Source organism: Oceanidesulfovibrio marinus, assembly GCF_013085545.1.
Classification (GTDB): Bacteria; Desulfobacterota; Desulfovibrionia; order Desulfovibrionales; family Desulfovibrionaceae; genus Oceanidesulfovibrio; species Oceanidesulfovibrio marinus.
In genome coordinates, this window is sequence record NZ_CP039543.1 from 3,398,961 (window position 1) to 3,424,880 (window position 25,920).

The following is a 25,920-nucleotide window of genomic DNA, read 5'->3' on the forward strand; positions in this document are numbered from 1 at the left end:
ACGACGGTGAACCCCGAATATCGGCTCGATCTCTGTTGGCCCGAGTTGTTCCAGCTCGGCATCATAGTGCTGCTCTTCATCCAGGCTCTGGCCAAGGGAGAGCGCCCCAAGAACGTGAACTGGGTTCCCTATTTCGCCGCCGGCGGAATCGTGGTCTCCGTGCTTTCGCTCGGATTCACAGGGACGATCTTCTACGGAGCCTACTCCGTGGATAAGCTCTCCCAGTTCTTCAAGCTCGCCGTGGCTGTGGGCTTCGCCATCACGAGCCTCAACGCGGTCAAGCCGCCGGACATCGAGGGCGACAAACGGCCGGACTACATGCTCTTCCTCGCTTTCTCGGCGTTCGGGCTCATGGTCCTGGCCTCGGCCGTGGAGCTCATCACGATCTACGTGGCGCTGGAGATATCCTCCTACAGCGTCTACGCGCTTATCCCACTGCGGGCCAACGACCGCCATGCGGCCGAAGGCGGCATCAAGTACATCATGTTCGGCGCCGTGGCCACGGCCGTGGCCCTGTTCGGCTACGCCTACGTGCTGGCCGGCGCGCACTCCAGCTATATCGCGGACCTTCAGGGCCTCACCCTGACATTCCAGGCCCAGCCCTGGGTGGTTGTCGGCCTCTCGCTCTTCCTGGTCGGCTTCCTATTCAAGCTGGCGCTCTTCCCGTTCCACTTCTGGTGCCCGGATGTGTATGAAGGCACGGCCAACGAGACGGCGGCATTTGCCGCCACGCTGCCCAAGCTGGGCGCCGCCGTGGTGCTGGTGCGCTTTGCCGCGCTGATCGTCCCCGGCTGGCCCATCGCCACGTTCCTCGCCGTGCTCGGCGCGGTCTCCATGACCTTCGGCAACCTCGCGGCCCTGGCCCAGCGCGACGTCAAGCGGCTGCTCGGCTACTCGTCCATCGCCCACGCCGGCTACATCATGATGGGCCTGGTTTCCGGAACGGCCGAGGGCCTGGCCGCGGCCAGCTTCTACGCCCTGGTCTACGTGCTCATGAACCTGGCCTGCTTCTGGGTCATTTGCCGCATCTCCCACACGGGCAAGAACATCACCCTGGACGATCTGGACGGTCTGGCTCAGCGCGAGCCTGCGCTGGCCGTGGTGCTCGCCGTGGGTGCCTTCGCCCTGGTGGGCCTGCCGCCCACCGCCGGATTCATGGGCAAGCTGTTCCTGCTGCAATCCCTGTGGGACAATGGCTACAACTGGCTGGTCATCGTGGCCGTGCTGAACACAGCCATAGCCATCTACTACTATCTGGGCCTGGTTCGCCACGCCTACACCCACGAGAAGGACGTGCCGCGCAACGCCGTCAGGGCCTCGGTCTCAGCGCAGGTCTGGGGCACGGTGCTGGCCATCGTGCTGCTCGTTCTCGGCGCCGCGCCTGCGCCGGTGTTCGACCTGGCCATGCAGGCAGGAGTCGCTCTGCTGCCGTAGGAGCTACCGGATACGCGAAAATATGTCGGCCGGGCCGTGTCCTTTCTGGGATGCCGCCCGGCCGTTCTCGTTTTGCGCGATGGCGCGGACAGGGGTATAGTGGGTGCTGTTGCAGGAGGCGCACATGCACGACATCAGTCTCGGGCACAGCATAGAGGACTACCTCACCGGCGAGGCCGTGGAGGCGACCACATACGAGGATATACGGCAGGCGCTGGCCAGGCTGCTGGTGGAGGAACGGGGCTGGCCGGCCGAACGGCTCAAGCCGCGCTATCCTGTCCAGGCCACGATCAACGAGCGGCAGTACACGCGGGTCGTGGATCTTGCCGGGTTCGACGGGGCAGGCCGACCGCTGATTTTGGTGCTCTTTGCGCCGGGGGACGTGACCACGTACGAGCGGGAGAGCCTGGCCGCGGCACGGCTTGTGGAGAACGGACCGGCTCCGTTGGTGGCGGTGACTGACTCACGGGACGCGGTGCTTCTGGCCACGGCGGACGGCCAGCGGCTGGAGCAGGGCATGCACGCGTTGCCCTCGCCGGAGCGCGCCAAAGAGCTGGCGGCGGCGCATCCGGTGGAGCCGCTCGATGAGACGCGCCGGTGCATGGAGTCCAGAATTCTGTACGCCTACAGTGAGTCGCTTTACGACTGCTGCGGCGGCGCGGCCTGCGCCGCGGAGGGCAGGGGGGCGCGGTTCTCCGGAACGGATGACGAACCGGAGAACGGCGGGGGGACGGCTATTTGATGCCGAGCAGGGCCTTGGCTACGGCCTCGTCGTACAGGCCAAGGGGATCGCGGTCCGGCTTGTCGTACATTTTGGCGGCCTCGACGACCACATCGCGAGAAAGCCACGGGTGCCGCTCCCAGATCTCGGGATTCTCGGCCGAGTAGAGCCGGAACTCCACCGCGCCGGGCGTCTCCCCGCTTTCTCGCACATACATGCGAACCTGCTTGTCGGCGGGATTGGGATAGTAGTAGTGTCCTTTATCGTCGTGCATGGCATTCTCCTCGGTGCATCCGTACAGGGGGCATGACCGAAGAAACGCAATGAGTCAAGCCCGATAAAGACACCTGCGCCGGGATGAAATCCGGGCTGTTTGCAGAGAGAAAGCCGGCCTCGCGTATGGTTTTCCAGAGGGGTGTCAAGAGGGCGTCTATAGAGCGATGGACGGTGCATGCGGAATGTATGAAATCGGCCAATGACGGCGGCTGAGGGATTGTGAAGGAAAGCGCGTAAGACCCGATTTCGGTTGACAAACAACCTGAATACTTCTAGCGTGTGCATCTGCCATAGGCCGATAAACTAAGAGTTCATGCGCCCTCACGAACGTGCCATGGGCATTTTCGACAGGACGCAAATCGCTCTCGTGGCCGGAACGTGCGTCTCCCCCGGAGCGGGAGCGTGTGATGATGCTGTTCAACCAACCAAGCATGTGGAGGTAAGGCAATGGCGAAACATCCAACTCCAATGTTGGACGAACTCGAAAAGGGGCCCTGGCCCAGCTTCGTGTCCGACATTAAGCAGGAGGCTGAGGCCCGCGCCAAGAATGAGAAAGGCCTGGACTATCAGATTCCTGTGGACTGTCCGGAGGACCTGCTCGGCGTACTTGAGCTCACCTATCATGACCAGGAGACCCACTGGAAGCACGGCGGCATCGTCGGCGTGTTCGGTTACGGCGGCGGCGTTATCGGCCGTTACTGTGACCAGCCGCAGCAGTTCCCGGGCGTCGCGCACTTCCACACCGTGCGCGTCAACCAGCCCTCCGGTAAGTACTACACCACCGATTACCTGCGTTCGATCTGCGACCTGTGGGATCTTCGCGGCTCCGGTCTGACCAACATGCACGGCTCCACTGGTGACATCGTGCTGCTCGGTACGACCACTCCCCAGCTCGAAGAAATCTTCTACGAGCTGACCCACAACCTGAACACCGACCTCGGTGGTTCCGGCTCCAACCTGCGTACCCCGGCCGCGTGCCTCGGTAAGTCCCGCTGCGAGTATGCCTGCTACGACTCCCAGCTGCTCTGCCACACGCTGACCAACGAGTACCAGGATGAGCTGCACCGTCCGGCGTTCCCCTACAAGTTCAAGTTCAAGTTCGACGCCTGCCCGAACGGCTGCGTGGCTGCCATCGCTCGTTCCGACTTCTCCGTCATCGGCATGTGGAAGGACGACATCAAGATCGACCAGGAGAAGGTCAAGGCCTACGTGGGCGGCGAGTTCGCTCCCAACGCCGGCGCTCACTCCGGTCGTGACTGGGGCAAGTTCGACATCGAAGCCGAAGTCGTGGATCGCTGCCCGACCAGCTGCATGTCCTGGGACGGCTCCACGCTGAAGATCGACAACTCCGAGTGCGTTCGCTGCATGCACTGCATCAACGTCATGCCTCGCGCTCTGAAGATCGGCGACGAGACCGGCGCCTCCATCTGCTGCGGCGCCAAGGCTCCTATCCTGGACGGCGCCCAGATGGGCTCCCTGCTCGTGCCCTTCATCCCGGTCGAAGAGCCCTTCGACGAGATCAAGGAAGTCATCGAGAATATCTGGGATTGGTGGATGGAAGAGGGCAAGAACCGCGAGCGCCTGGGCGAGACCATGAAGCGCATGGGCTTCCAGAAGCTGCTTGAGGTTACTGGCATTGACGCGATTCCGCAGCACGTGTCCGAGCCCCGGAACAACCCCTACATCTTCTTCAAGGAAGAAGAGGTTCCTGGTGGTTGGACCCGCGACATCGCCGATTACCGCTCTCGTCACCAAAGATAACCCTAGGAGGAACGAGAAATGGCTTTCATTTCTTCCGGATACAATCCGGACAAGCCGATGGAAGATCGTATCACCGACATCGGCCCCCGGAAATTCGACGAATTCCTGCCCCCCGTCATCAAGAAGAACTTCGGCGAGTGGGACTATCACGAGATCCTCGAGCCCGGCATCCTGGTCCACGTGGCCAAGAGCGGCGACAAGGTCTACACCATCCGCTGCGGCGGCGCGCGCCTGATGACCACCTCGCACATCCGCGAGATGCTCGAGATCGCCGACAAGCACTGCGGCGGCCACCTGCGCTTCACCACCCGCAACAACGTTGAGTTCATGGTGGATGACGAAGCGAAGATGAAGGCCCTCAAAGAGGACCTCGCTTCCCGCAAGTTCGCTGGCGGCTCCAACAAGTTCCCCATCGGCGGAACCGGTGCCGGTATCACCAACATCGTGCACACCCAGGGTTGGGTTCACTGCCACACCCCGGCCACCGATGCTTCCGGCCCGGTGAAGGCCGTCATGGATGATTGCTACGAGCACTTCACCTCCATGGACCTTCCGGCTCCCCTGCGCATCTCCCTGGCCTGCTGCCTGAACATGTGCGGCGCCGTGCACGCTTCGGACATCGGCCTTGTGGGTATCCACCGCAAGCCCCCCATCATCGACCACTCCGTGCTCGACAACGTGTGCGAGATCCCGCTGGCCGTTTCCGCGTGTCCGCTGGGCGCCATCAAGCCCACCAAGACCGAGCTCCAGGGCGAGAAGGTGAACACCGTCGCCGTCAACGAGAACCGCTGCATGTACTGCGGTAACTGCTACACCATGTGCCCCGCGCTGCCCCTGGCCGACAAGGAAGGCGACGGTATCGCAATCATGGTTGGCGGCAAGATCTCCAACCGCATCTCCGAGCCCAAGTTCTCGAAGGTCGTGGTTGCCTACGTGCCCAACGAGCCGCCTCGTTGGCCCACCCTCACCAAGACGGTCAAGAACATCGTCGAGGTGTACTCCAAGAACGCTCGCAAGTACGAGCGCCTGGGTGACTGGGCAGAGCGCATCGGCTGGGAGAAGTTCTTCGAGCTGACGGGCATTCCCTTCACCCACCACTGCATCGACGACTTCCGGGATCCGGCGTACTACACCTGGAGACAGTCCACGCAGTTCAAGTTCACCAGCCACGTCAAGTAGCTGGCGACCTGACATTCCAACCGGGCGCGGCCATTGTCGGCTGCGCCCGGTCAACCTTCAGCCTGAAGGGGCTTCACAATGGACGAAGATAAGCAAAAAGTTATCGAATTCCTTGAAAGCAAGAAAGGCAAGACCAAGTTCTACTTCAACGACTTCGCCAAGGCGCTGCCCGATAAGAAGCCTCGCGAGATCAAGAAGGTGCTCACCGCCCTCGTCAACGATGGCAAGCTTGAGTTCTGGTCTTCCGGTTCCACCACCATGTATGGTCTCACGGGCGCTGGCAAGCAGGAAGAAGGCTAAGCCGCGCCGCGGTCTTCCGCTATACGCGCAAAGGCCGTCGCCTGGCGGCCGCCTGAGAAGACCGTATGAACTCGCCGACTTCGTCCGGGGCTGTGACTCTGCCGCGGGTTATCGTTTCCGGCCTCTCCGGAGGCGCGGGAAAAACGCTAGTCTCCCTCGGACTCTGCCGCGCCTGGGCGCGAGCCGGCTCAATAGTTCAGCCTTTTAAAAAGGGTCCGGACTACATCGACGCCGCATGGCTCGCCCTTGCAGGACGAACTGCCGCGACGAATCTGGACCCTTTTCTCTTTCCATCCGACACTCTCGTCTCCCTCTTTCTCCACGCTGCCGCCGGACGCGAAATCGCCGTCATCGAAGGCAATCGCGGCCTCTTCGACGGCAAGGATGAGGACGGCTCCGCCTCCACGGCCGAGCTGGCGCGCACCCTGCGCTGCCCCGTCGTTCTCGTACTCGACATCACCAAGATGACCCGCACGGCCGCTGCCGTGGTCGCCGGGGTCAAGGCGTTCGAGAAGGACCTGCCCCTGGCCGGCGTGATCCTCAATCGCGTGGCCGGCGAACGCCATCAGAACCTCGCCACACGCTGCATCGAGCGCGACACGGACGTGCCGGTGCTCGGCGCGCTGCCCAAGCTCCCGGGCAACCCCATCCCGGAGCGGCACATGGGCCTGGTGGGCGACCGGGACATGACCGCGTCTGACGCCATCCTCAATTCCCTCGCAGATATCATCGAAGAGCACTGCGATGTGCCGCGCATCCGTGAGGCGGCCGAGGCGGCAGGCCCCATCGACAAGCCGGACAAGCCCTTCTTCCTCGACGCCGAACCGGCCGGCAGCAAGGTGCGCATCGGCGTGGCCAAGGACGAGGCCTTCTGGTTCTACTACCCGGAGAACCTCAAAGCCCTGGAGCTTGCCGGCGCCAAGCTTGTGGAGGTCGATCTGCTCCGTCCGGCCGACTGGCCCGACCTGCACGGCCTCTACATCGGCGGCGGCTTCCCGGAGCTCAAGGCCAAGGAGCTGGCCTCCAACAACATCATCCGCCAGCGCGTGCGCGCCCTGGCCGAGATGGAGCTGCCCATCTACGCCGAGTGTGGCGGCTTCATGTACCTGTGCGACGCCCTGGTGGTGGATGGCCTGGAGTTCCCCATGGCCGGTGTATTCCCAGTGCGCACGGAGCTGTGCGGCAAGCCGCAGGGCCTGGGCTACGTGGAAGCGAAGGTGGTTGCCAAGAACCCGTTCCACGATGAAGGCGCCGTCATCAAGGGCCACGAGTTCCACTACTCCCTGTGCAGCGCGGCCGACGGTACGGTGCTCAACTTCGCGCTCAAGATGAACCGCGGCCACGGCATCCTCGCCGGCCTGGACGGCCTGCTCTACAAGAATACCTGGGCTTCCTACACGCACCTCCACGCCGTGGGCGAGCCGCACTGGGCAAAGCGCTTTGTGGCCGCGGCCATCGCCTACCGGCGCGCCGTGGAAGGCAAGCCTGCCGGCCGCAGCGTCTGAGCTATACACCTCCCGCAATCGTTTGCTATGCATGGCCGATGCTGATCGCCGTGCTTTCGGATATCCACGCGAATCTCATGGCCTTCCAGGCCGTCCTGGCGGACATCGACGCGTATGACGTGCGCGCCATCTACTCCCTGGGCGACAACGTGGGCTACGGCCCGGAGCCGGACAAGGTCATCAAGCTGCTGCAGCAGCGCGCCATTCCCTCCGTGCTGGGCAACCACGAGCTCGGCCTGCTCAGCGCAGACCAGCGCAGCTGGTTCAACAGCCACGCCAGGCAGGCCCTGGCGCGCACGCGCGAGCTCCTCTCGGAAGAGTCCATGCGCCACATCAGCCACATGCCGCTGGCCATGGTCAAGTACGGCTGCCGCATGGTGCACGGCTTCCCGCCGGAGTCGGCCCTCACCTACCTCTTTGTCATGGAGGATACGGACCTGGCCGCCAGCTTCCGCCGTATGCGCGAGCATATCTGCTTCGTGGGACACACCCACGAGCTCGCCCTGGTCAGCTGGGACGGCCGCACGGTGGAGCATTCCGAGCTTGAGGAGCACACGCAGTTCGCGCCCACCCGCCGCTACATCGCCAACATCGGCAGCGTGGGCCAGCCGCGCGACGGCGACAACCGCGCCAAGTACGTGCTCTACGACACGGTGCGCCGCGAGATGACCCTGCGCAAGGTGGCTTACGACATCAAGACCACGGCGGAGTCTATTGTGGAAAAAGGACTCCCCAGGCAATACGCGGACAGGCTCTGGTAGAATGCTGATCGGTCGCTACGAAGTTCTCGGCCTGCTGGGCAAGGGCGGCATGGGCGCGGTGTACAAGGCGCGGCTGCCCGAGCTGGGCAAGATCGTGGCCCTCAAGCTGCTGGCCCCGGTGGAGCAGCTCGCCGACCTCGTGGGCATGGACGCGCTGGAGAGCCAGTTCGTGGCCGAGGCGCGGCTCATGGCGCGGCTCAATCATCCCAACCTCAGCGCCGTGTGGGATCTGGATGAGGACCAGCGCGGCCGGCCGTACTTTGTGCTGGAGTACGCCTGCCACAACCTCGGCGGCGTCATGGGCGAGACCTACCGCGTGGAGGAGCCCAGCCGCCGGCTGCGTCCGGAAAAGGCGTTCCGCTACACGCGACAGACCCTGCACGCCCTGGCGCGCATGCACTACGCGGGTGTCATCCACCGCGACATCAAGCCCTTCAACCTGCTCCTCAGCGACGAGGACACGGTCAAGGTCATCGATTTCGGTCTGTCCAAGCTGCGCGGCGAGGTGGACCCCAACCGCCACCCGGGCGTCAAGGTCGGCTCGCCGTACTACGCGGCCCCAGAGCAGGAGGACGACCCGGACTCGGCAGGGCCGCCGGCAGACCTCTACGCTGTGGGCGTCACCCTGTACCGCATGCTCTCGGGCCGGCTGCCGCATGGCGATGTGGGCGCGTGCGGGTTTGGTCTGCCACAGGGCAAGGAGCCGGACGCCGGTGACGAGGACGGCCTCTCGCGCGAGGCGCCGCTGGACTCCACCGTGCTCAGCGACGCGCTCTACAGCCAGTGCGAGGCGTTCTTCCGGAAAGCCCTGGCCCCCAACCCGGCGGACAGGTACCAGACCGCCGAGGCCATGTGCGCCGACCTCGACGCCTTTGAGGCGCGCTGGCGCGAGGAGGTGGAGGCCATCTGTGCCGTGCCGGAAAACTGGCTGGATGAGGCGGACGAGCCGCAGCCCGAGCAGGTCGCCGTGCGGAGCGAGCCCATCAAGACAGGCCCGCGCTTCGAGCTGGAGGCGTTCGGTCTGGACCACCTGGGCCGGCCGGCAGCGGGGCGTCGGCCAACCTTTGAGCCGTTGGGCGGCACCGTGCGCGACCCGGCCGCCAGGCTCGTCTGGCAGCGGTCCGGTTCGCCGTATCCCATGGGCTGGGACGAGGCCAAGGCGTACGTGGATGCGCTCAACACACAGAATTTTGCGGGCTGCAATCGCTGGCGGCTGCCCACCGTGGCCGAGCTGTCCCGGCTGCTGGACCCGGCCGGCGAGGTGCGCGACTACTGCATGGACCCGCTCTTCGACCACGAGCAGCGCTATCTCTGGAGCGCGGACCGCCGCACCTTCACCCAGGCGTGGATGGTCAACGCGGTCATGGGCTACGTGGACCGCGCAGACATGACCTGCCGGCTCTGGGCGCGCGCCGTGTGCACGGAGGAGGACTGATGGATCTGGTCTGCGACCGCTGCGGCGAGTGCTGCCGGCGCTCCACCCCGGCCCTGCATCAGGAGGACCTGGCGCTTATCGGCGGTGACGGCGGGTTCGATCTCGTGCATCTGGTCACCTTCCGCCGCGGCGAGCTGGTGCACGATCAGATCCGCGGCGAGCTGGTGCCGCTGGAGCAGGAGGTGGTCAAGCTGCGCTCCCTGCCGGGCGGCTGGGCCTGCATGTTTTTGTTGGAGCCGGAATCCGGAGAGGTAACGGCCGGCTGCGCGCGCTACCAGGCCAGGCCCCTGGAGTGCCGGTTGCTGCTGTGCAAGGACCCAGAGCCCCTGGCCGCGGCCTACGACACGGGCCGGATCACCCGGCATGACATCGTGGGCGCAGAAGGGCCGATCGCCGAACTCATCGCGGCGCACGAGGCCCGGTGCGGCTACAAGGACCTCGCACAATGGGCGCGGCGGCTGCATGCGGATGCAACCGATACGGCTGCGCAGGAGGCCATTCTCGCGGCCGTGCGCTTCGACGCCGGAGCGCGGAGCATGCTCCTGGAGCGGCTGCCGGCAATGGACGATGCGGACAAGGCGGCCGTGGCAGCCTGCTGCCTGGGCCGGCCGCTGACAGAGACCATCCCAGCCATGTTCGGCCTGGAATTGCGAAAGAGCGCCGACGGCGCTATCCACTTGGCGGCGCGCGGCGTTATCCACCATCCGGCCGCGCGGCCGTAAGCGAACCTCAGCGAGCAAGGAATCACCATGTATATCGTCACCGGCGGCGCCGGCTTCCTGGGCAGCGCCATGGTCTGGCAGCTCAACCAGATGGGCGTGCAGGACATCATCGTCGTGGACAACCTCGGCAAGAGCGAGAAGTGGCGCAACCTGCGCAACCTCGCCTACACCGATTACTTCCACAAGGACACGTTCATGGAGATGATGCTCCACGGCGAGGAACCGTGGGACGCACCGCAGGCCGTCATCCATCTCGGCGCGTGCTCCTCCACCACGGAGCGCGACGTGGACTACCTCTGGGAGAACAACCTGCGCTACACCCAGACGCTCTGCGCCTGGACCCTGGAGCACGGCGCGCGCTTCATCAACGCCTCCAGCGCCGCCACTTACGGCGACGGTTCCCAAGGCTTCAACGACGATCCGGATGCGCTGGACGACCTGCGGCCCCTCAACCCGTACGGCTACTCCAAGCACCGCTTCGACCTCTGGGCCAGGAACGCGGGCCTGCTCGAAAATATCGTCAGCCTCAAGTTCTTCAATGTGTTCGGGCCGAACGAGTACCACAAGGGCGAGATGCGCTCCATGGTCTGCAAGGCGTACGAGCAGATTGCGGCGCACGGCTCGCTCAAGCTCTTCCAGTCCCACCGCGAGGACTACGCGGACGGCGGCCAGAAGCGCGACTTTGTCTACGTGAAGGACTGCGCCAGGGTCATGGCCTGGTTCCTGGAAAACCCGGAGGCCAACGGCCTGTTCAACGTGGGCACGGGCAAGGCGCGCACCTGGAACGACCTGGCCGAAGCCGTGTTCGCGGCCATGGATAACTTCATGCGTGTCGAGTACATCCCCATGCCCGAGGCCATTCGCGACTGCTACCAGTACTTCACCGAGGCGAGCATGGACCACCTGGCGGCCGTGGGCGCGCCGGTGCCAGGCACCTCGCTGGAAGACGCCGTGGCCGACTACGTGACGCAGTACCTGGCTACGGATGACAGGTACCTGTAAAGGAAATTATTCCAAAGTGTTTCAGAGATTTCTGTCTACAAAAGTAGGCAAATAAAAATCTTTGGAAAGGGGGTCCGGGGGAAGAACCTTTCTATAGAAAGGTTTGCCCCCTGTTTTCTTTTCTTAGACAGCCGGCGGAGATTTTTGGACAGCCGTCAGCCGCGGCGTTTGAAAAGCTTGGCAAGATCGTCCGGGCTCCAGGAGATGAGCACGGGCCGGCCATGGGGGCAGTAGTCGCGGTCCTCGCAGCCGGCCCAGGCTTCGAGCAGGGCCATGGCCTCGTCCGGAGCCAAAGGCTCGCCGGCCTTGAGCGCCATGCGGCAGGAGAGCATGGCCCAGACGGCCGAGAGGTCGTCCACGCGCTCGGCGAGGCAGGACTGCAGAAACTCGCGCGCCTTGGCCGGGGAGAGACCGCCGGGAACGGCGTGGATGGAGAGCTTGGCGCCCTCGGACACGAGTGAGAAGCCGAGCCGCTCCAGCTCCACGGCAAGCTCCATGAACCGTTGCGCCTCGGACGGGTGCAGGGGCAGCTCCATGGGCACGGCCAATGGCCGGGAGCCCGCGTCCCTGGCGTTGCGAAGCTTGTCGAAGAGCACGCGTTCGTGCGCGGCGTGCTGATCCAGCACGGCCAATCCGCCGTGATCCAGACGCAGCAGCAAATAGGTGGCAGCCACCTGCCCGAGGTACTCGAACCCGCGGCCGGCAGCGCCGGGCCCGACGTGGCTCGCGTCACGCACCGCAGGGGCCTCTGTGGAAGAAACCTCGGCAGGGGCAAAGGGCAGCGGCGCCTGGGAGCGATCCGGCTGCGATGAACGCGGCGGCGTGAGCGGTGGCGCGCTGCGCGTAAACGGTGGCGGCTCCGGCGTGGTCAGGGAGCCGGCATAGCTGGCCGAGGACTCGTTGAGGGCGGCCGGTCGACGCTCTGGCGGTTGGGCGTGGGGCTCGCGACGTTGCTCCTGCGGGATGTCTGGCGCCGAGGATGTGGCTGCGACGCCCTGGGAAGAGGAATCTGCGGCAGGTGTGTGCAGAGGACGGTCGCCCAGGGCCGCGCCGGGCAGGGAGCCCTCCAGCCCGTGGACAATGGCCCGCCGCACCAGGGAGAAGACGGCGCGTTCGTCGCGGAAGCGCACCTCGGCCTTGGCCGGGTGCACGTTCACGTCCACCTCGTGCGGGTCGAGCTCCAGAAAGAGCGCCACCTGCGGATGCTCGCGCGAGAGCAGCCGGCCGGAGTAGGCGTCGCGCACGGCGCGCAGCAGGAGCTTGTCCTGCACCGGCCGTCCGTTGACGGCAAAGAGGATGCGGTCGGGCCGGCCCTGGGCCGATCCGGGGTGGCCGATGAGCCCGTACACACGGCGGCCGTGCGCCGACTCGTGCACCTGGATGAGCCCTTCGGTGACGGCAGGCGGCCAGACCACGGCCAGCCGCTCGCGCAGGGTCTGCCCGGCCAGGAAGCGCAGCACCTCGCGGCCGCCGGATTCCAGCCGGAAGTCGACCTCGGGCCGGGTCAGGGCCAGGCGGGTGAAGATCTCGGTGCAGCGGCGGTTCTCGGTGGCCGGGGTCTTGAGGAACTTGAGCCGCGCCGGGACGTTGGTGAAGAGCTCTCGCACGGTGATGCGCGTGCCGCGTTGCATGGCTACGGGCTTGCTGGACTCCAGCCGGCCGTGCACCACCTCCAGGGCGTGGCCCGACTCGCCGTCCGGACTGGAGGCGATAGTGAAGGTGGAGACCGAGGCGATGGAGGCCAGGGCCTCGCCGCGGAAGCCGTAGCTGCCCACGGCCAGAAGCTCCTCAAAGGTGGCCACCTTGCTGGTGGCATGGCGCATCACGGCCAGCTCCAGCTCCTCGGCGCCCATGCCGTGGCCGTCGTCCTGGACCTCCACGAGCCCCTGCCCGCCACGATCCAGGGTAACCGAGATGCGCGAGGCCCGCGCGTCCAGGCTGTTCTCCACCAGCTCCTTGAGCACGCTGGCCGGGCGCTCCACCACCTCGCCCGCGGCAATCTGGTTGCGCAGGGCCGGGGGCAGTTCGCGGATGGGGCGTCGGGTGGGTATTGCGTCGTTGGTCATGGAGCGTTTCGGGAAAGCCTGGTGCAGTGCGGATGGTCGTCAATAACAAAACGATTCCATGCGCGCGTATCCGTGTCAAGGCAGACGATTGTCCGGCGCAGGTTGTTCATGATAAGTAGTTCCGATGCAAGAGAATCCATCGCAGCCCGCCCCGCCGTTACTTGTTCTGGAAGGGGCGCACTTCGCCTACCCCGGCGGGGGAACCGTGTTCGCCGGTGTGGACTTCAACCTGCGCGCCGGGGAGTTCGCCCTTGTCACAGGGCCTTCCGGAGGCGGCAAGTCCAGCCTGCTGCGGCTGCTCAGCCGGCTGGATGCGCCCAGCGCGGGCAGGCTGCTGCTGGACGGCGAGGATGCGGCCGCCATACGGCCGGAAGTCTTCCGCCGCCGGGTCATCCACATGCAGCAGACGCCGGTGCTGCAGGATGACTCCATCCGCAACAACCTGCTGCTGCCGTTCGGGTTCGCCATCACCAAAAGCGAGGGACCGGAGCCGCCTGACGACGCGGCCATGCGCGCGGCGCTGGAGCGCTTTCTGCTCGCCGATCTCGGCCTGGACAAGAAGGCCACGGAGTGCTCGGTGGGCCAACGGCAGCGGCTCTGCCTCATACGGGCGCTGTTCATGCGGCCGCGAGCCCTGTTGCTGGACGAACCGGTCTCGGCCCTGGACGCCGAGTCGGCCGGGGTGGTGATGCGCGAGGTGGAGCGGGTCAACCGCGAGGACAATGTGGCCGTGGTCTGCGTGACGCACCACGGGTATGAGCCGCCGGCAGATGCCGTACACTGGCGCGTGGCCGGGGGAGAGGCGCGCCGGGTCGATGAGGAGTGACGCCTGATTCGGAATCCCGCGCGGTGTGACGCTGAATTCTTTCAGGCCACACGCTTAAGGCCTGGCCAAAGCGGCCGATAGGCATGGGTAAGCGGGGCGCAGCCCATCCGCGCTCCGAAACCGCGCAGCACGTCTGCAGGAGCAGCCCATGGAAGGCCGCATCGACATCCAACGCGTCGCATTGTCCCTGATCACCGGACCAAAACGCTTTGATCCCGCTCTCCTCTATGTGGAATGCCTGGAGTGCGGCCGGCCGGTGCTCTGGCGGCCCGCACGCACACGCAGCCTCATCGAGGCCGCTGGCCTGCTTCCCGAAGAGCTCGACTACTCCTGCCTCATCGGCACGTACGGCTGCCCGCACTGCGCGCCGGAGCTGAAGAGCTTCAAGACCATGCTCGTGCGGGTGGAGTCGTACGCGGGATGCGGCGAGAGCGCCGCAGGCAGGGCGTAGAGCAAGTCGCCGGCGTAGTCGATCGTTACCGCCGGATCAAGCCGGCGGCGTGTCCGTGCGACAACCCCCGTGCGACAGCCCCGGCCAGGGTGAATATTACCGGATCGGAATCTAGATCGCGCCGTTTTCCAGGTTGAATGCGGCTTCGTCCACTGCTTCCTTGAACCCATCGCGAACGTCCCTGAGTCGCGCCGCAATGGCCTCATCCTTGAGGGCGAGTATCTGCGTGGCGAGCCAGGCCGCGTTGCGCGCGCCGGAGCGATCCAGGGCCATGGTGGCTACGGGGAAGCCCTGCGGCATCTGCACGGTGGAGAGCAGGGCGTCCATGCCACCCAGGGAGGATGCCGTGAGCGGTACGCCGATGACGGGTTTGAGGGTGCGTGCGGCCACGGCGCCGGCCAGGTGGGCGGCCATGCCGGCTCCGCAGATAAAAATCTCGCAGCCTTCGCCTTCCAGCTCGCGGATAAGCTTTTCGGTGCGCTCCGGGGTGCGGTGGGCCGAGGTGATGGTGAAGCGGTGGTTGATCTCCATCGAGTCCAGAATGTCAGCGCATGGGCGCATGAGCTCCTCGTCCGAGGCGCTGCCCATGAAGATTGCTACCTTGATCATGAATCCTCCAGGATTACAAACAATTGAAAGCACATGAAGGACGGCGCACCGGGGGACGGTGCGCGGCCCTCCATGGAAGAATAGGGGTGCGGCCAGCGGCCGCCGATTATTACTTGGAGCACCAAGTCGTTATCTTCGTGCTCCCGCGGCATTTGCCGCGAGGCCCCGCCCGAGGCGTGGCCGTTCTTATAATTGGAGAGCGAAAATACAGTTATTTTCTGCTCCCGGTACTATTAGCGGGCCAGGCCCTTGTCGCCGATGTCGCGGCGCACGTAGCTGTTCTCGAAACGGATGCGGTCCACGGCCTCGTAGGCACGCTCCTTGGCCGCCTTGAGGTCGTCTCCCAGGGCCGTGACGCCCAGGACGCGGCCGCCGGAGGTGACGAGCCGGCCGGCCTCGATTTTGGTGCCGGCCTGGAACACGGTGACCCCCTCCAGCTCCTCGGCCTCGTCGATGCCCTCGATGGCCATGCCCGTGCGGTAGGAGCCGGGGTAACCTTGGCTGGCCATGACCACGCAGCAGCTTGTCTGCGGCTTCCAGGCGATCATGGACGGCTCCAGCCGGCCTTCCACACAGGCGAGCATCAGCTCGGCCAGGTCGCTGTCGAGCCGCGCCAGCAGGGGCTGGCACTCGGGGTCGCCGAAGCGTACGTTGTACTCCAGAACCTTGTACGCGCCGTCCTTGACCATCAGGCCGGCATAGAGCATGCCGATGAAGGGGTGGCCGGAGGCGGCCATGGCCTCGACCACGGGCCGGGCCACGAGGTCGCAGACCTTTTCCAGCTCGGACTCGGGCAGGATGGGGGCCGGGCTGTAGGCGCCCATGCCGCCGGTGTTGGGGCCGGTGTCGCCTTCGCCCACGGCCTTGTGGTCCTGGGACGAGGCCAGGGGCACGACGGTCTTGCCGTCGCACAGAGCCAGGAAGGAGGCTTCCTCGCCCTCCAGGGCCTCCTCGATGACCACGCGCTCGCCGGCCATGCCAAAGGACTGCTTGCGCATGCACGTGTCCAGGGCTTTCTCGGCTTCCTCGCGGGTGGCGGCCACGGTTACGCCCTTGCCGGCGGCCAGGCCGTCGGCCTTGATGACCACGGGGATGGGGTGCTTGTCGAGGTACGCCTTGGCCGAGTCGTAGTCGTCAAAGGTGGCGGAACGGGCCGTGGGCACGCCGGTGTGCTCCATGACGAGCTTGGCAAAGGACTTGCTGCCTTCGAGCTGGGCCGCGTAGGCGTCCGGACCGAAACAGGGGATGTCCTGCTTGGCCATGGCGTTGGCTAGGCCGAGCACCAGTGGCACCTCTGGACCCACCACGCAGAGATCCACGCCGCGCTCCTTGGCAAAACGCGCCAGGGCCGGTACGTGGCTGTCCGGGATGGGCACGTTTTCCGCGATGCCGGCCGTGCCGCCGTTGCCTGGTGCCACGAAGATGTCGTCAACCTTGGGGCTTTGTGCGAGCTTCCAGGCAAGGGCATGCTCACGGCCGCCCGAGCCGACGATAAGAATCTTCACGAGTTATCCTCCTGGGGAAAATCCCCGGCCGGGTGCGACTTTTCCGCCGGGATCATACGTGCTAGGAAAATCTCCTTCCGAACAACGGGGAACAATCGAAACAGGCTAAAGAATTTTTGTTCCGGAAACAAGGCGGCTTCCCCGCGCCGCCGGCGGCCGCCGGAGGCGGCCTGTTATCCGGGTGTCACGTCATATATGCGCCGGGAGGCGTACCCATGAGCCAGACCCACCGTTTCATTCCCTCCCTTTCCGCCGACGAAATCGCCGCAAAACAGCTCGACGGTCTCCAGTGGACCCTGCGCCACGCCTATGAGAACAGCCCGCAACACAGAGCCAAGCTGGACGCCGCCGGCGTACAACCCGGCGACGTGCGCAGCCTGGACGATCTGGAAAAGCTGCCCTTCACCTCGGTGGAGGACCTGCGCGACGGCTACCCGCTGCCGCTCCTCAGCGTTCCGGAAGAAGACGTCGTGCGCATCCACGCGTCCTCCGGCACCACGGGCAAGCGCAAGATCCTGGCCTATACCCAGAACGACATCGACACCTGGAAGGAGATGTTCGCGCGCTGCTACGAGCTGGCCGGCCTGACCCGGCTGGACCGCGTGCAGATTGCCGTGGGCTACGGCCTGTGGACGGCCGGCGCCGGGTTCCAGCTCGGCTGCGAGCGGTTCGGGGCGACGGCTGTGCCCATCGGTCCCGGCAACCTGGAGATGCAGCTCGCCCTGGCCGAAGACATGCAGTCCACCTGCCTGTGCTCCACGGCGTCCATGGCCCTGCTTATGGGCGAGGAGGCGGAGAAGCGCGGCATGACCGACCGGTTGGCCCTGAGGCGCTGCATCTTCGGCGCGGAGACGCACAGCAGGAAGATGCGCGAGGCGTTCACGGAAAAGCTGGGTCTGGAGGACAGCTTCGACATCGCCGGCCTGACCGAGCTGTACGGCCCGGGCTCGGCCCTGGAGTGCTCGGCCCACGAAGGCCTGCACTACTGGGCGGACATTTATATCCTGGAGATCATCGACCCGCAGACGCTCAAGCCCGTGGAGCCGGGCGAGGTGGGCGAGATGGTGGTGACGACCCTGCGCAAGGAGGCCGCGCCGCTGATCCGCTACCGCACGCGGGACCTGTCGCGGCTGATCCCCGGCGAGTGCTCCTGCGGCGTCACCCTGCCGCGGCATGCGCCGATCATAGGCCGCTCCGACGACATGATCATCTACCGCGGGGTGAACATCTACCCCGGACAGATCGCCGACGTGCTGGAGCACTTCCCGCGGCTTTCCTCGGAGTACCGCATCTTCCTGGAGCGGCGCGAAGGCCGCGACAACATGACCATCCAGGTGGAGCGCAAACCCGGGCTGGACCCGGCCGGAGACAAAGAGAGCGCGGCGAACTTCGGCGTGGCCCTGCGCGACAAGCTGCTGGCGCGGGCAACGGTGGAGATTCTGGATCCGGGCGAGCTGCCGCGGTCCTTTGCCAAGTCCAAGCGGGTGGTGGACGACCGGGAGTAGAAGCCCTCCAACAATGACCGTTCGCCAAATGGTGACGCCGGGCTCATCCCTTCACCATCACGGCAGGTGGCTTGCGTCAAAAATCAAAACCCTCGCGTACTTCTGCATACGCGAGGGTTTTGAATATTCTGTGCACCTTCACGGTGCGGCCGCTGCACGGCCTGTCGGAAGAAAGCTTTCAGCAGTTTGTCGGGAAGTCTGCTCAGGCCGCCTGGCCTTCTGTGGAGAGCTCCAGCATCTGCCGGGCCCACGTGGTGGCCAGGGCGTGGGAGGCCGCAGCGGTCTCGGGAGCGAGGTCGGCCTGTTGCAGCGTCTCCAGAGCATCGTCCCACAACCCGCCGTCCAGGGCGTTGAGCAGCGAGAACCACTTGGAGTACTCCGAGTCCTCTCCGAGCAGGGCGTCTTTGATCGGCTCGTCCAGGGGCAGGTCGGAGGTGGCCTGCTCCATGGTGGTGCCCAGCAGGATGTCCAGCATGGAAAAAAGCCCGACAAGGAACATGGACTCGGCAGAGCCGGGCGGCTTCGGCATGCAACGGGAGATAAGCTCCATGAACCGCGCCCTGCGCACGGAAAGAAACGCCAGCTCCTTGCCCAGGGGACCGGGCTCCAGCTCCGTGAGCACCGCGGCCATGATCCAGTGGCGGAGGGCGTCGCTGCCCAGGAGGCTCACGGCCTGCTGGAGCGAGGATATCTTCCGCGCAAAGCCGTAGTAGGCGGAGTTGATGTGCCGCAGCAGGCGGTAGCTCAAGGAGACGTCCGTGGCGATGAGCTGCGCCAGCTCGGCCACCTCGAAGTCCTGCGACGCCAGCTTGCTCAGAAGCCGCAGCTTGGCCAGCTTGCTCGACGGTAGCGAGCGGCCTGAAATGAGCCGCGGCCGCATCAGCCTGTTGCCCTGGAACAGGTCATAACACAGGGCCTGCGCCAACTGGAGGCTCTTGGAGGTGGCGACCTTTTCGGCAAGCAGGGTGAACTGCCCGTGCTGGCGGATTTTCTGGGTCGTCTTGATGAGGTCGACGTGTTCGAGCGCCATGAAGTCCATCTTGACGATGTCCACGAGATCCAGAAATGGCTCCAGCTCGGGCTGGCCGGAGTAGTCGTCCAGGGCGAAGCTGTAGCCGGCGTCCTTGTACCGCCGGATGGCCTTCAGCACCTCGTCAGTGGGGGGCGTGTCTTCCAGGACCTCGGCCACGATGTGCTCCGGCGGCAGGGCGTAAAGGGCGTCCTGCACCAGCAGATCGTGGGTGAAGTTGATGCAGAACTTGCGTTCTTTCTCCATGGGGCCGGCGGCCAGGGAGAGGCCGTCCGCAATGATCTTGGACGTGGCGAGGTCGGGATTGTCGAACGAGGCGACAGTGGCTTCCGCGCAGCTGCGGAAGAGCAGCTCATAGCCCCAGATGTGGCCGGCGCGGTCGAAAATGGGCTGCCGTGCGACAAAGATGGGAAAGTGGGGCGGGAGGCAGAAGGGGGATGACGTATCCTCCTCGGAATCCGGACCCGTAGACGTTGGGTCATTGGACGCCGAAGCCGAGCCGTCGGATTTGAAGCCCACCGCGGCTCTGCGCAACGGGAATATACGTTTCGCCAAAATCTCCCCCGAATCCGTTGACGGCAGGGAGACGGACAGGGCCGGCTGCGCTACAGCAGAATGCACGGCGAGCCAAGCCACGGCGGACCGCCCCCCGGGGTGCCGTACTGATACGCCAATAAGCAGTTAAAATAGCTCTTTTAAAAAATACACCGCATATTAGGCAACGAATTACCCGCTATGCAAGGGAAAAATCACGGCATCAGCGGCGCCATGGCGAGCCCCTCGGACAGGGGGAAATCGCTCATAAGGTTCGCGCAAGCCACGGCCTGGCCGGATGCACCGCGGCACAGGTTGTCGATGGCCGAAACCACGATGACGCGGTTTGTGCGCGTATCACAGACCAGACCGATGTCGCAGTACATGGTGCCGCGCACCCAGCGCGTTTCCGGCAGCCGGCCCAGGGGCAGAACCCGGACGAACTCGTGCTCGGCGTAGGCGTCCGTATAGAGCTCGTGGATGGACTCGGCCGTGGGCGTTTCACCTGTGGTGCGCGTGTACAGCGTGGTCAGGATGCCGCGGTTGATGGGCAGAAGGTGCGGGTTGAAGGAGACAGTGAGCGACGAGCCCGCGATGCGCGAGAGTTCCTGCTCGATCTCCGGGGTGTGGCGGTGCTTGCCCAGGTTGTAGGCGCGGAAGGAGTCCGAGACCTCGCAGAACAGCGTGCCTGTGGCGGCCTTGCGGCCGGCGCCCGTGGCCCCGGACTTGGAGTCGGCCACGATGGAGTCTGTCTCGATCAGGTCGTGGCGCAGAAGCGGCAGCAGGCCCAGGATGACGGAGGTGGGGTAGCAGCCGGGGTTGGCGATGAGCCGCGCTCTGGCGATGGCGTCGGCGTAGAGCTCCGGCAGGCCGTAAACAGCCTCCTGGATCAGCGCGACGTGGCGATGCTCCAGGCCGTACCACTGGGCGTAGACGGCGGCGTCGCGCAGCCGGAAGTCGGCCGAGAGGTCCACCACCTTCACGTCGCGGGCGATGAGCTCGGCGGCCATGTCCATGGCAGCGCCGTGCGGCACGGCCAGAAAGACCAGGGAGCAGGCCTTGGCGATCTGGTCCGGGTCGGGCTGGCTGATCTCGATGGAGCCCATGTCCATCCCCTGGAGGAAGGGATAGATATCCACCAGCTTCTTGCCGGCCTCGGCGCGGGAGGTGGCGGTGACCAGCTCGAAAGAAGGGTGGTGCGCCAGGATGCGCGCGAGCTCCATGCCGGTATAGCCCGTCACGCCTACCAGGCCGACGGGGATGCGCTCGATGCTCATGGAAGATCCTTACTTGCGGTGCATGACGTACTTCATGCGCAGTTCATAGAGAATGCCGTCGATGAGCTTGGCCTCGTCGGCGTCCAGGCAGGAGCTGGTCTTTTCCTTGAGCATGGCGATGATGTCGACGGTGTGCTTGGCCAGCGGCAGGTTCTCCATGGTCTGGCCGGTGTCCGGATCGGGCACTTCGCCCAGGTGGACCAGCGCCGAAGAGCTCAGGGAGAGGATGAATGTGGAAAAGGTGACCTGCGGGTAGGGGCAGTCGTGCTGGCCGGAATGGCACTCGCCTGCGCCGGTCTGGGCCTCGCCCGCCCGGGTCTCGTCCTTGGGTGTGGAATTCTCGTCTGCCATGAAACAATGCTCCTGAACGTTTGGTGCGTCGGTACTGCCTAGTGGGCGGAACCCCAGTCGCGGCCCGTGCCCCACTCCACGAGGAGCGGCACATCGAGGTCGACCACGCCGGACATGAGCGCTTCGAGACGGGTCCCGGCCTCGCGGGCCGCATCGTCCGATTCGCCTTCTCCGGCGGGCACTTCGAGGAGCAGCTCGTCGTGTACCTGGAGGATAAGACGTGCATTGAGGCTTTGCAAGGCATGGTCGCGCGCAACGGCGAGCATGGCGAGCTTGATGATGTCCGCGGCGCTGCCCTGGACCACAGTGTTGATGGCCTGGCGCCGCGCCTGGCTCTGGAGCTGGGAGTTGCGGGAGTAGAGATCCGGCAGCAGCCGGCGGCGGTTGGCCAGGGTGGTCACGTACCCCTGCTCGCGGGCTTTTTCCTCGATGCTTTCGTAGAAGTCGCGCAGCACGGAGAGGCGCGAGAAGTAGCGGTCGATAAAAGCCTTGGCCTCTTTGAGCGGGACAGAAAGCTCCTGGGCGAGCTTCTGCGGACCCATGCCGTAGATCAGGCCGAAGTTGATGGTCTTGGCGTTGCGGCGCTCGTCCGGCGAGACCTCCTCCGGGCTCTTGTCAAAGAGCAGCCCGGCCGTGCGGGAGTGGATGTCCTGGTTCTTGCGGAACGCCTCCAGCAGGGTCGGGTCCTGGGACATGTGCGCCAGCACGCGCAGCTCGATCTGGGAGTAGTCCGCGGCAACGAGCAGATGGCCGGGCGCGGCGATGAAGCACGAGCGCATCCGGCTGCCCATGGGTCCGCGGATGGGGATGTTCTGCAGGTTCGGCCCGGATGATGAAAGCCGGCCCGTGGCCGTGGCGGTCTGGTTAAAGGTGGTGTGGATGCGGCCGTCCTTTGGGTCCACCAGCTTGGGCATTGGCTCCAGGTAGGTGGAGCGCAGCTTCTCCATCTTGCGGTACTCCAGGATGGTGGAGACGATGGGGTGCTTGTCGGCCAGACGTTCCAGCACGGCCTGGGAGGTGGAGGCCGAGCCGCCGGGCGTCTTGCCGGCCGGTTTGAGCTCCAGATCGGTGAACAGCACCTCGGCAAGCTGCTGGCTGGAGCGCGGGTTGAACTCCTTGCCGGCCAGCTCCATGACCTTGTCGTTCAGGGCCTGGGCCTGGGTGGTGACCTCGTCCAGGAACTCGGCGAATGCCTCCATGTCGATGGCCACGCCGCAACGCTCCATGGCGGCGAGCACAGTGACCAGGGGCATCTCCAGATCGCGGAAAAGCTCGTGCATCTGCGCGGCGTCCAGGCGCTGATTCAATAGCCTGCCGAGCTCCAGGCCGCCGCTGGCAAGGTCCTTGGGCCGGGTGGGCAGCTCCGGCTCGTAGCGCTGCAACAGATGGGGCAGGGAGTAGTCCCGCTCCTCGGGCTCCAGCAGGTAGGCGGCCACGGAGATGTCGGACCAGCGGGCGGTCTCCACGGCCTCGAACACGGGATGGACGCGCAAAAGCTCCTTGAGCGCCGGGCAGTAGACACGCTCCGCCCCGGCGAGCTTTGTGGCCAGCGGCTCCAGCGGACCGACGTAGCGGCAGCCGGCCTTCTCGCCGGCAACGGCCAGGAGCAGCCCTTTCCCACTTTCTTGCTGCGGTACGAGGCAGACCTCCTTGCCTGCCACGGCGGGCAGGGCGTTGGGGCCGGAGATCTCGTCCAGCTCCGGGGCGTCGTCCTTGGACGCGCCTGCGCCGAACAGGGGCAGCTCCTCGGCGTGCACGCGGATGGCCTTTTCCTTGGGCATCTCGCGCAGCAGGGAGCGGAACTCGTACTCTTCCAGAAAGTGCGCGAGCTCCTTGATATTCGGCGCCTGGGTCTGAAGCGTGGTCAGGTCGATGTCTGCGCAGTCCGTGTCCAGGCGGGTGAGCTTTCTGAAGATGAAAATGTCGTCGCCGTGGTCCTTGAGCTTGTTGCGCTCGGCCTTGGTGAGGTCGCCGCCGCCCTTGATCGCGGCGGAAAGGTCCTCCAGCGTGGGGTAGCGCCGCATCAGCTTCTCGGCGGTCTTGGGGCCCACGCCGGGCACGCCGGGGATGTTGTCGGCGGAGTCGCCGATCAGAGCCTGGAAGTCCGGCCACTGCTGGGGGCTGAGGCCCGTCTCCTTGGTGAAGGAGTCCAGGGTGACGAGCTTTTCCTGCTTGCCGCCCGGGTCCCACATGACCACCTCGGGAGCCAGGAGCTGCTTGAGGTCCTTGTCCGCGCCCACGATGACCACGGGCCGTTCGGCCTGCGCCTTTTTGGAGACCGCGGCGATGACGTCGTCCGCCTCGCACGCTTCCGAGACCACTACCGGGCAGCCCAGCAGCTCAAGCGCTTCACGGATGGGTGCGAGCTGCGCTTTGAGGTTCTCGGGCATGGCCATGCGCTGGGCCTTGTACGGCTCGTACAGCTCGTGGCGGAAGTTGGGGCCCGGGCCGTCCAGGATGAAGGCCATGTGGCTGGGCTCTTCCTCGCGCAGCAGCCGGAGCATCAGCCGCATGACGATGAACAGCGCATTGGTGGGAAAGCCGTCGGCGCGTTGCAGATCCGGAAAGGCGTAGAACGCGCGATAGACGTACGTGGAGCCGTCGATGAGGTAGAGCGGGTCTTTTTCGAACCCGAGTCGTTCTTTCAGGGACATGGCCCGGAACTATACGGACTTGCGTCCGAAAAGACCAGAGGCCGGAAGGTTTATCAGAGGCTGGCGAAACGCTCGATGGCCTTCTTGTATGCGGCAATGCCCTCGGCCAGTCCCTCGGCCTGACGCTTCAGGTATGTCTTGGACTTGAGCCGCTTGGCCTCGGTGTGGTTCGTTATGTAGCCGAGCTCCACCAGGACGGATGGCATGCGCGCGCCCATGAGCACGTAGAACGGTGCCGAGCGCACGCCCTGGTCGCGGATCTTGTAGTGCTTGCGCAGAGAGGTGATGGCGGCGGACTGCACGGAGTTGGCCAGCTCGCGCGACTCCTTCATCTTGGAGGAGAGCATCAGGTCCGTGAGGATGAACTGGAGATCGGAGATTTTCTTGGTGGAGACGGCGTTTTCCCGCGCGGCCACGCGTACGGCGTCGTCCGAGGTGGCGAGGTCCAGGTAGTACGTCTCCATGCCGCTGATCTTGTTCGACGTGGGGAAGGCGTTGCAGTGGACGGAGACGAAGAGATCGGCCTTTTTCACGTTGGCCAGGGCCGTGCGCTCCTCCAGGGGAATGAAGATGTCCTTTTCGCGGGTGTAGAGGACCTCGAATCCCTTTTCCTTCAGGTTCTCGCCCAGCAGCTTGGCGAACTGGAGGTTGACGTTCTTCTCGATCACGCCGTTGGCCATGGCGCCGGGGTCCTTGCCGCCGTGGCCTGCGTCGATCATGATTGTGCCGATGGTCAGGCCGAGTTGCTCCACAAGCTGGTCGGCGTGCTTCTTGCGGTCCGGGGTGAGGTCGTAGTTCACCTTGGCCTCGCCGGAGGATTTCGCGCCGCCGGCAGAGGGCTTGGCGTTGTCCGCCACCGTGGCCGGCTCCTTCTTCACGGGCTCGCGGACAGGGCGCTTGACCGGCCTGAGGGGATTGTCGCCAACAGGCTGGCGTACGGCCTGGGCCGCGGCCTGCGCCGCTTCCTTCAGGGCCTGCTCTTTGAGGCTGGCAGGGTCGAGGTTGGCGTCCGGCGCGGAGACGTCGATGAGCAGGCGGTAGTCCTCGCCGCTCTCCATGGCGAAAATCTTGTACTTGCGGATGTCCTGGAAATCGAGAACCACGCGCGCCTTGGTGGGGGTGTTCTGCCCTGCGCGAACCCGGCGCAGGATACCGTCGGAGATGGCCAGGTCGTTGTTGACGTTGTTGGCCAGGCGGGTGTGCTCGAAGTCGATGTAGAGGCGGTGGGGCTTGTTGGCAGCCGCGTTGGGGCCCAGCACGTTGTAGGTGTAGGCCGCTTCCTTGTTCAGCACCACCACCACGCGGGAGAACTCGTCCGAGGACTGGTAGCGCACGTCGATGAGCCGGGCGTCACCGGGCGGCACGTTGCGTTTCGCCGGAGCCTCGGCCACGGCCTTTGCGCCGGCGTCGGTGGATTGCAGCTCGGCGGGATCAGGCTTGCCGGTGGGCGTCGCGGCGATGACCGCGTGCTCCTCGCCCACGATCTCCGCGCGCAGGGCCTTGGCCCGCTCCACCATGTCGCCCTCAGGATAGGTGGCGATCTGCGCGTCGAGCACGTCCACGGCCTTGGGCGCGTTCTTGAGGTGCTGATACTCGATGACCGCCATGTGGTAGAGGGCGTCGTCCGACCAGGAGTGGCCGGGATAGCGCGTGGCCACGCGCTGGAAGTAGTCCACGGCCACGCGGAAGTCGGTCTTCAGATAGGAGCGCTTGCCGAGCTCGTAGTTGACCCGGCCGACGTAGAACAGGGCCTTGGGCGCATAGGGGCCTTCGGGCGACTCCTTGAACACGGCGAGGAACCGTGTTTCCAGGGATTGCCAGTGGGAGCGGTACTGTGCGCGCTTCGAGTCCTGCCGCAGGGAGTGGAAGTCCTTCCACGCGGACTTGAACTCGGCCTCGGCGTTGGCCGAAGCCGCGCCTGCCCAGAGCATGATGCACAGACACGCCGCCAGTACGGCGGCGAGGCGCTTTCTTGCGTTTGTTTTCAGGATGGTATCGAGCATGTCAGTAACCCGC

Annotated in this window: 22 protein-coding genes; 13 read left to right on the plus strand and 9 right to left on the minus strand. The window is 65.2% G+C overall.

Annotated elements, in window-relative coordinates:
• Nucleotides 1–6: 6 nt before the first annotated feature.
• Together E8L03_RS15065 and E8L03_RS15070 are read left to right on the plus strand one after the other, a co-directional pair.
• Nucleotides 7–1,434, plus strand: coding sequence for an NADH-quinone oxidoreductase subunit N (locus E8L03_RS15065; protein WP_144234057.1), 1,428 nt, complete (start codon nt 7–9; stop codon nt 1,432–1,434).
• A 124-nt stretch (nt 1,435–1,558) separates the two neighbouring features.
• Nucleotides 1,559–2,176 carry a type I restriction enzyme HsdR N-terminal domain-containing protein gene (locus E8L03_RS15070; protein ID WP_171267773.1) on the plus strand — a complete coding sequence of 206 codons (618 nt, stop codon included), beginning with the start codon at nt 1,559–1,561 and terminating at the stop codon, nt 2,174–2,176.
• On the opposite strand, the gene E8L03_RS15075 is transcribed toward E8L03_RS15070, so the two are convergent.
• Nucleotides 2,169–2,429, minus strand: a complete 261-nt coding sequence (locus E8L03_RS15075; RefSeq protein ID WP_171267774.1) for a hypothetical protein — start codon at nt 2,427–2,429, stop codon at nt 2,169–2,171. The genes E8L03_RS15070 and E8L03_RS15075 overlap by 8 nt on opposite strands.
• Nucleotides 2,430–2,878: 449 nt before the next feature.
• Here E8L03_RS15075 and dsrA point away from each other — a divergent pair, with 449 nt between their 5' ends.
• The 8 genes from dsrA (at nt 2,879) to rfaD (ending at nt 11,096) form a co-directional block, all read left to right on the plus strand.
• Entirely contained in the window at nt 2,879–4,192 is a 1,314-nt protein-coding gene (gene dsrA / locus E8L03_RS15080; RefSeq protein WP_144234054.1) for a dissimilatory-type sulfite reductase subunit alpha, read from the plus strand.
• Nucleotides 4,193–4,210: 18 nt separating this feature from the next.
• Entirely contained in the window at nt 4,211–5,371 is a 1,161-nt protein-coding gene (dsrB, locus tag E8L03_RS15085; protein WP_144234053.1) for a dissimilatory-type sulfite reductase subunit beta, read from the plus strand.
• Between the two features lie 78 nt (nt 5,372–5,449).
• The gene (locus tag E8L03_RS15090; protein WP_144234052.1) at nt 5,450–5,671 is read left to right on the plus strand and encodes a dissimilatory sulfite reductase D family protein; all 222 of its coding nucleotides are present in this window, start codon (nt 5,450–5,452) and stop codon (nt 5,669–5,671) included.
• A gap of 65 nt (nt 5,672–5,736) precedes the next feature.
• On the plus strand, nt 5,737–7,176 hold the full coding sequence (locus E8L03_RS15095; RefSeq protein ID WP_171267775.1) for a cobyrinic acid a,c-diamide synthase CobB: 1,440 nt from the start codon (nt 5,737–5,739) through the stop codon (nt 7,174–7,176).
• A gap of 38 nt (nt 7,177–7,214) precedes the next feature.
• Nucleotides 7,215–7,937, plus strand: a complete 723-nt coding sequence (locus tag E8L03_RS15100; protein ID WP_171267776.1) for a metallophosphoesterase family protein — start codon at nt 7,215–7,217, stop codon at nt 7,935–7,937.
• Nucleotide 7,938: 1 nt separating this feature from the next.
• The gene (locus E8L03_RS15105; RefSeq protein ID WP_171267777.1) at nt 7,939–9,372 is read left to right on the plus strand and encodes a protein kinase domain-containing protein; all 1,434 of its coding nucleotides are present in this window, start codon (nt 7,939–7,941) and stop codon (nt 9,370–9,372) included.
• The gene (locus tag E8L03_RS15110; RefSeq protein WP_171267778.1) at nt 9,372–10,094 is read left to right on the plus strand and encodes a YkgJ family cysteine cluster protein; all 723 of its coding nucleotides are present in this window, start codon (nt 9,372–9,374) and stop codon (nt 10,092–10,094) included. Before E8L03_RS15105 ends, E8L03_RS15110 begins: the two co-directional genes overlap by 1 nt.
• Before the next feature lie 27 nt (nt 10,095–10,121).
• Nucleotides 10,122–11,096, plus strand: a complete 975-nt coding sequence (gene rfaD / locus E8L03_RS15115) for an ADP-glyceromanno-heptose 6-epimerase (RefSeq protein ID WP_171267779.1) — start codon at nt 10,122–10,124, stop codon at nt 11,094–11,096.
• A 155-nt stretch (nt 11,097–11,251) separates the two neighbouring features.
• Here the strand turns inward: rfaD and mutL are convergent, their stop codons facing one another.
• On the minus strand, nt 11,252–13,162 hold the full coding sequence (gene mutL, locus E8L03_RS15120) for a DNA mismatch repair endonuclease MutL (protein ID WP_171267780.1): 1,911 nt from the start codon (nt 13,160–13,162) through the stop codon (nt 11,252–11,254).
• Between the two features lie 124 nt (nt 13,163–13,286).
• On the opposite strand from mutL, the gene E8L03_RS15125 reads away from it, so the two are divergent.
• Nucleotides 13,287–13,988 (plus strand): ABC transporter ATP-binding protein, encoded by a 702-nt coding sequence (locus E8L03_RS15125; protein WP_171267781.1) that lies wholly within the window; start codon nt 13,287–13,289, stop codon nt 13,986–13,988.
• 148 nt (nt 13,989–14,136) lie between these two features.
• A complete protein-coding gene (locus E8L03_RS15130; RefSeq protein ID WP_171267782.1) occupies nt 14,137–14,439 on the plus strand; it encodes a hypothetical protein in 303 nt (100 codons plus the stop codon).
• 111 nt (nt 14,440–14,550) lie between these two features.
• Here E8L03_RS15130 and purE read toward each other — a convergent pair whose 3' ends face one another.
• Entirely contained in the window at nt 14,551–15,048 is a 498-nt protein-coding gene (purE, locus tag E8L03_RS15135; protein WP_171267783.1) for a 5-(carboxyamino)imidazole ribonucleotide mutase, read from the minus strand.
• Nucleotides 15,049–15,281: 233 nt separating this feature from the next.
• The gene (gene purD / locus E8L03_RS15140) at nt 15,282–16,553 is read right to left on the minus strand and encodes a phosphoribosylamine--glycine ligase (RefSeq protein WP_171267784.1); all 1,272 of its coding nucleotides are present in this window, start codon (nt 16,551–16,553) and stop codon (nt 15,282–15,284) included.
• 215 nt (nt 16,554–16,768) lie between these two features.
• Here purD and E8L03_RS15145 point away from each other — a divergent pair, with 215 nt between their 5' ends.
• Nucleotides 16,769–18,058, plus strand: coding sequence for a phenylacetate--CoA ligase family protein (locus E8L03_RS15145; RefSeq protein ID WP_144234042.1), 1,290 nt, complete (start codon nt 16,769–16,771; stop codon nt 18,056–18,058).
• Nucleotides 18,059–18,260: 202 nt separating this feature from the next.
• Here the strand turns inward: E8L03_RS15145 and E8L03_RS15150 are convergent, their stop codons facing one another.
• From E8L03_RS15150 to E8L03_RS15170, 5 genes are all read right to left on the minus strand, one after another.
• A complete protein-coding gene (locus tag E8L03_RS15150; protein WP_171267785.1) occupies nt 18,261–19,607 on the minus strand; it encodes an EAL and HDOD domain-containing protein in 1,347 nt (448 codons plus the stop codon).
• A 230-nt stretch (nt 19,608–19,837) separates the two neighbouring features.
• Nucleotides 19,838–20,893 carry an N-acetyl-gamma-glutamyl-phosphate reductase gene (gene argC, locus E8L03_RS15155; protein ID WP_144234437.1) on the minus strand — a complete coding sequence of 352 codons (1,056 nt, stop codon included), beginning with the start codon at nt 20,891–20,893 and terminating at the stop codon, nt 19,838–19,840.
• Between the two features lie 15 nt (nt 20,894–20,908).
• On the minus strand, nt 20,909–21,250 hold the full coding sequence (locus tag E8L03_RS15160) for a DUF1844 domain-containing protein (protein WP_144234040.1): 342 nt from the start codon (nt 21,248–21,250) through the stop codon (nt 20,909–20,911).
• Nucleotides 21,251–21,288: 38 nt separating this feature from the next.
• Entirely contained in the window at nt 21,289–23,904 is a 2,616-nt protein-coding gene (locus E8L03_RS15165) for a DNA polymerase I (RefSeq protein WP_171267786.1), read from the minus strand.
• Between the two features lie 53 nt (nt 23,905–23,957).
• The gene (locus E8L03_RS15170; protein WP_171267787.1) at nt 23,958–25,907 is read right to left on the minus strand and encodes an N-acetylmuramoyl-L-alanine amidase; all 1,950 of its coding nucleotides are present in this window, start codon (nt 25,905–25,907) and stop codon (nt 23,958–23,960) included.
• Nucleotides 25,908–25,920: the final 13 nt, after the last annotated feature.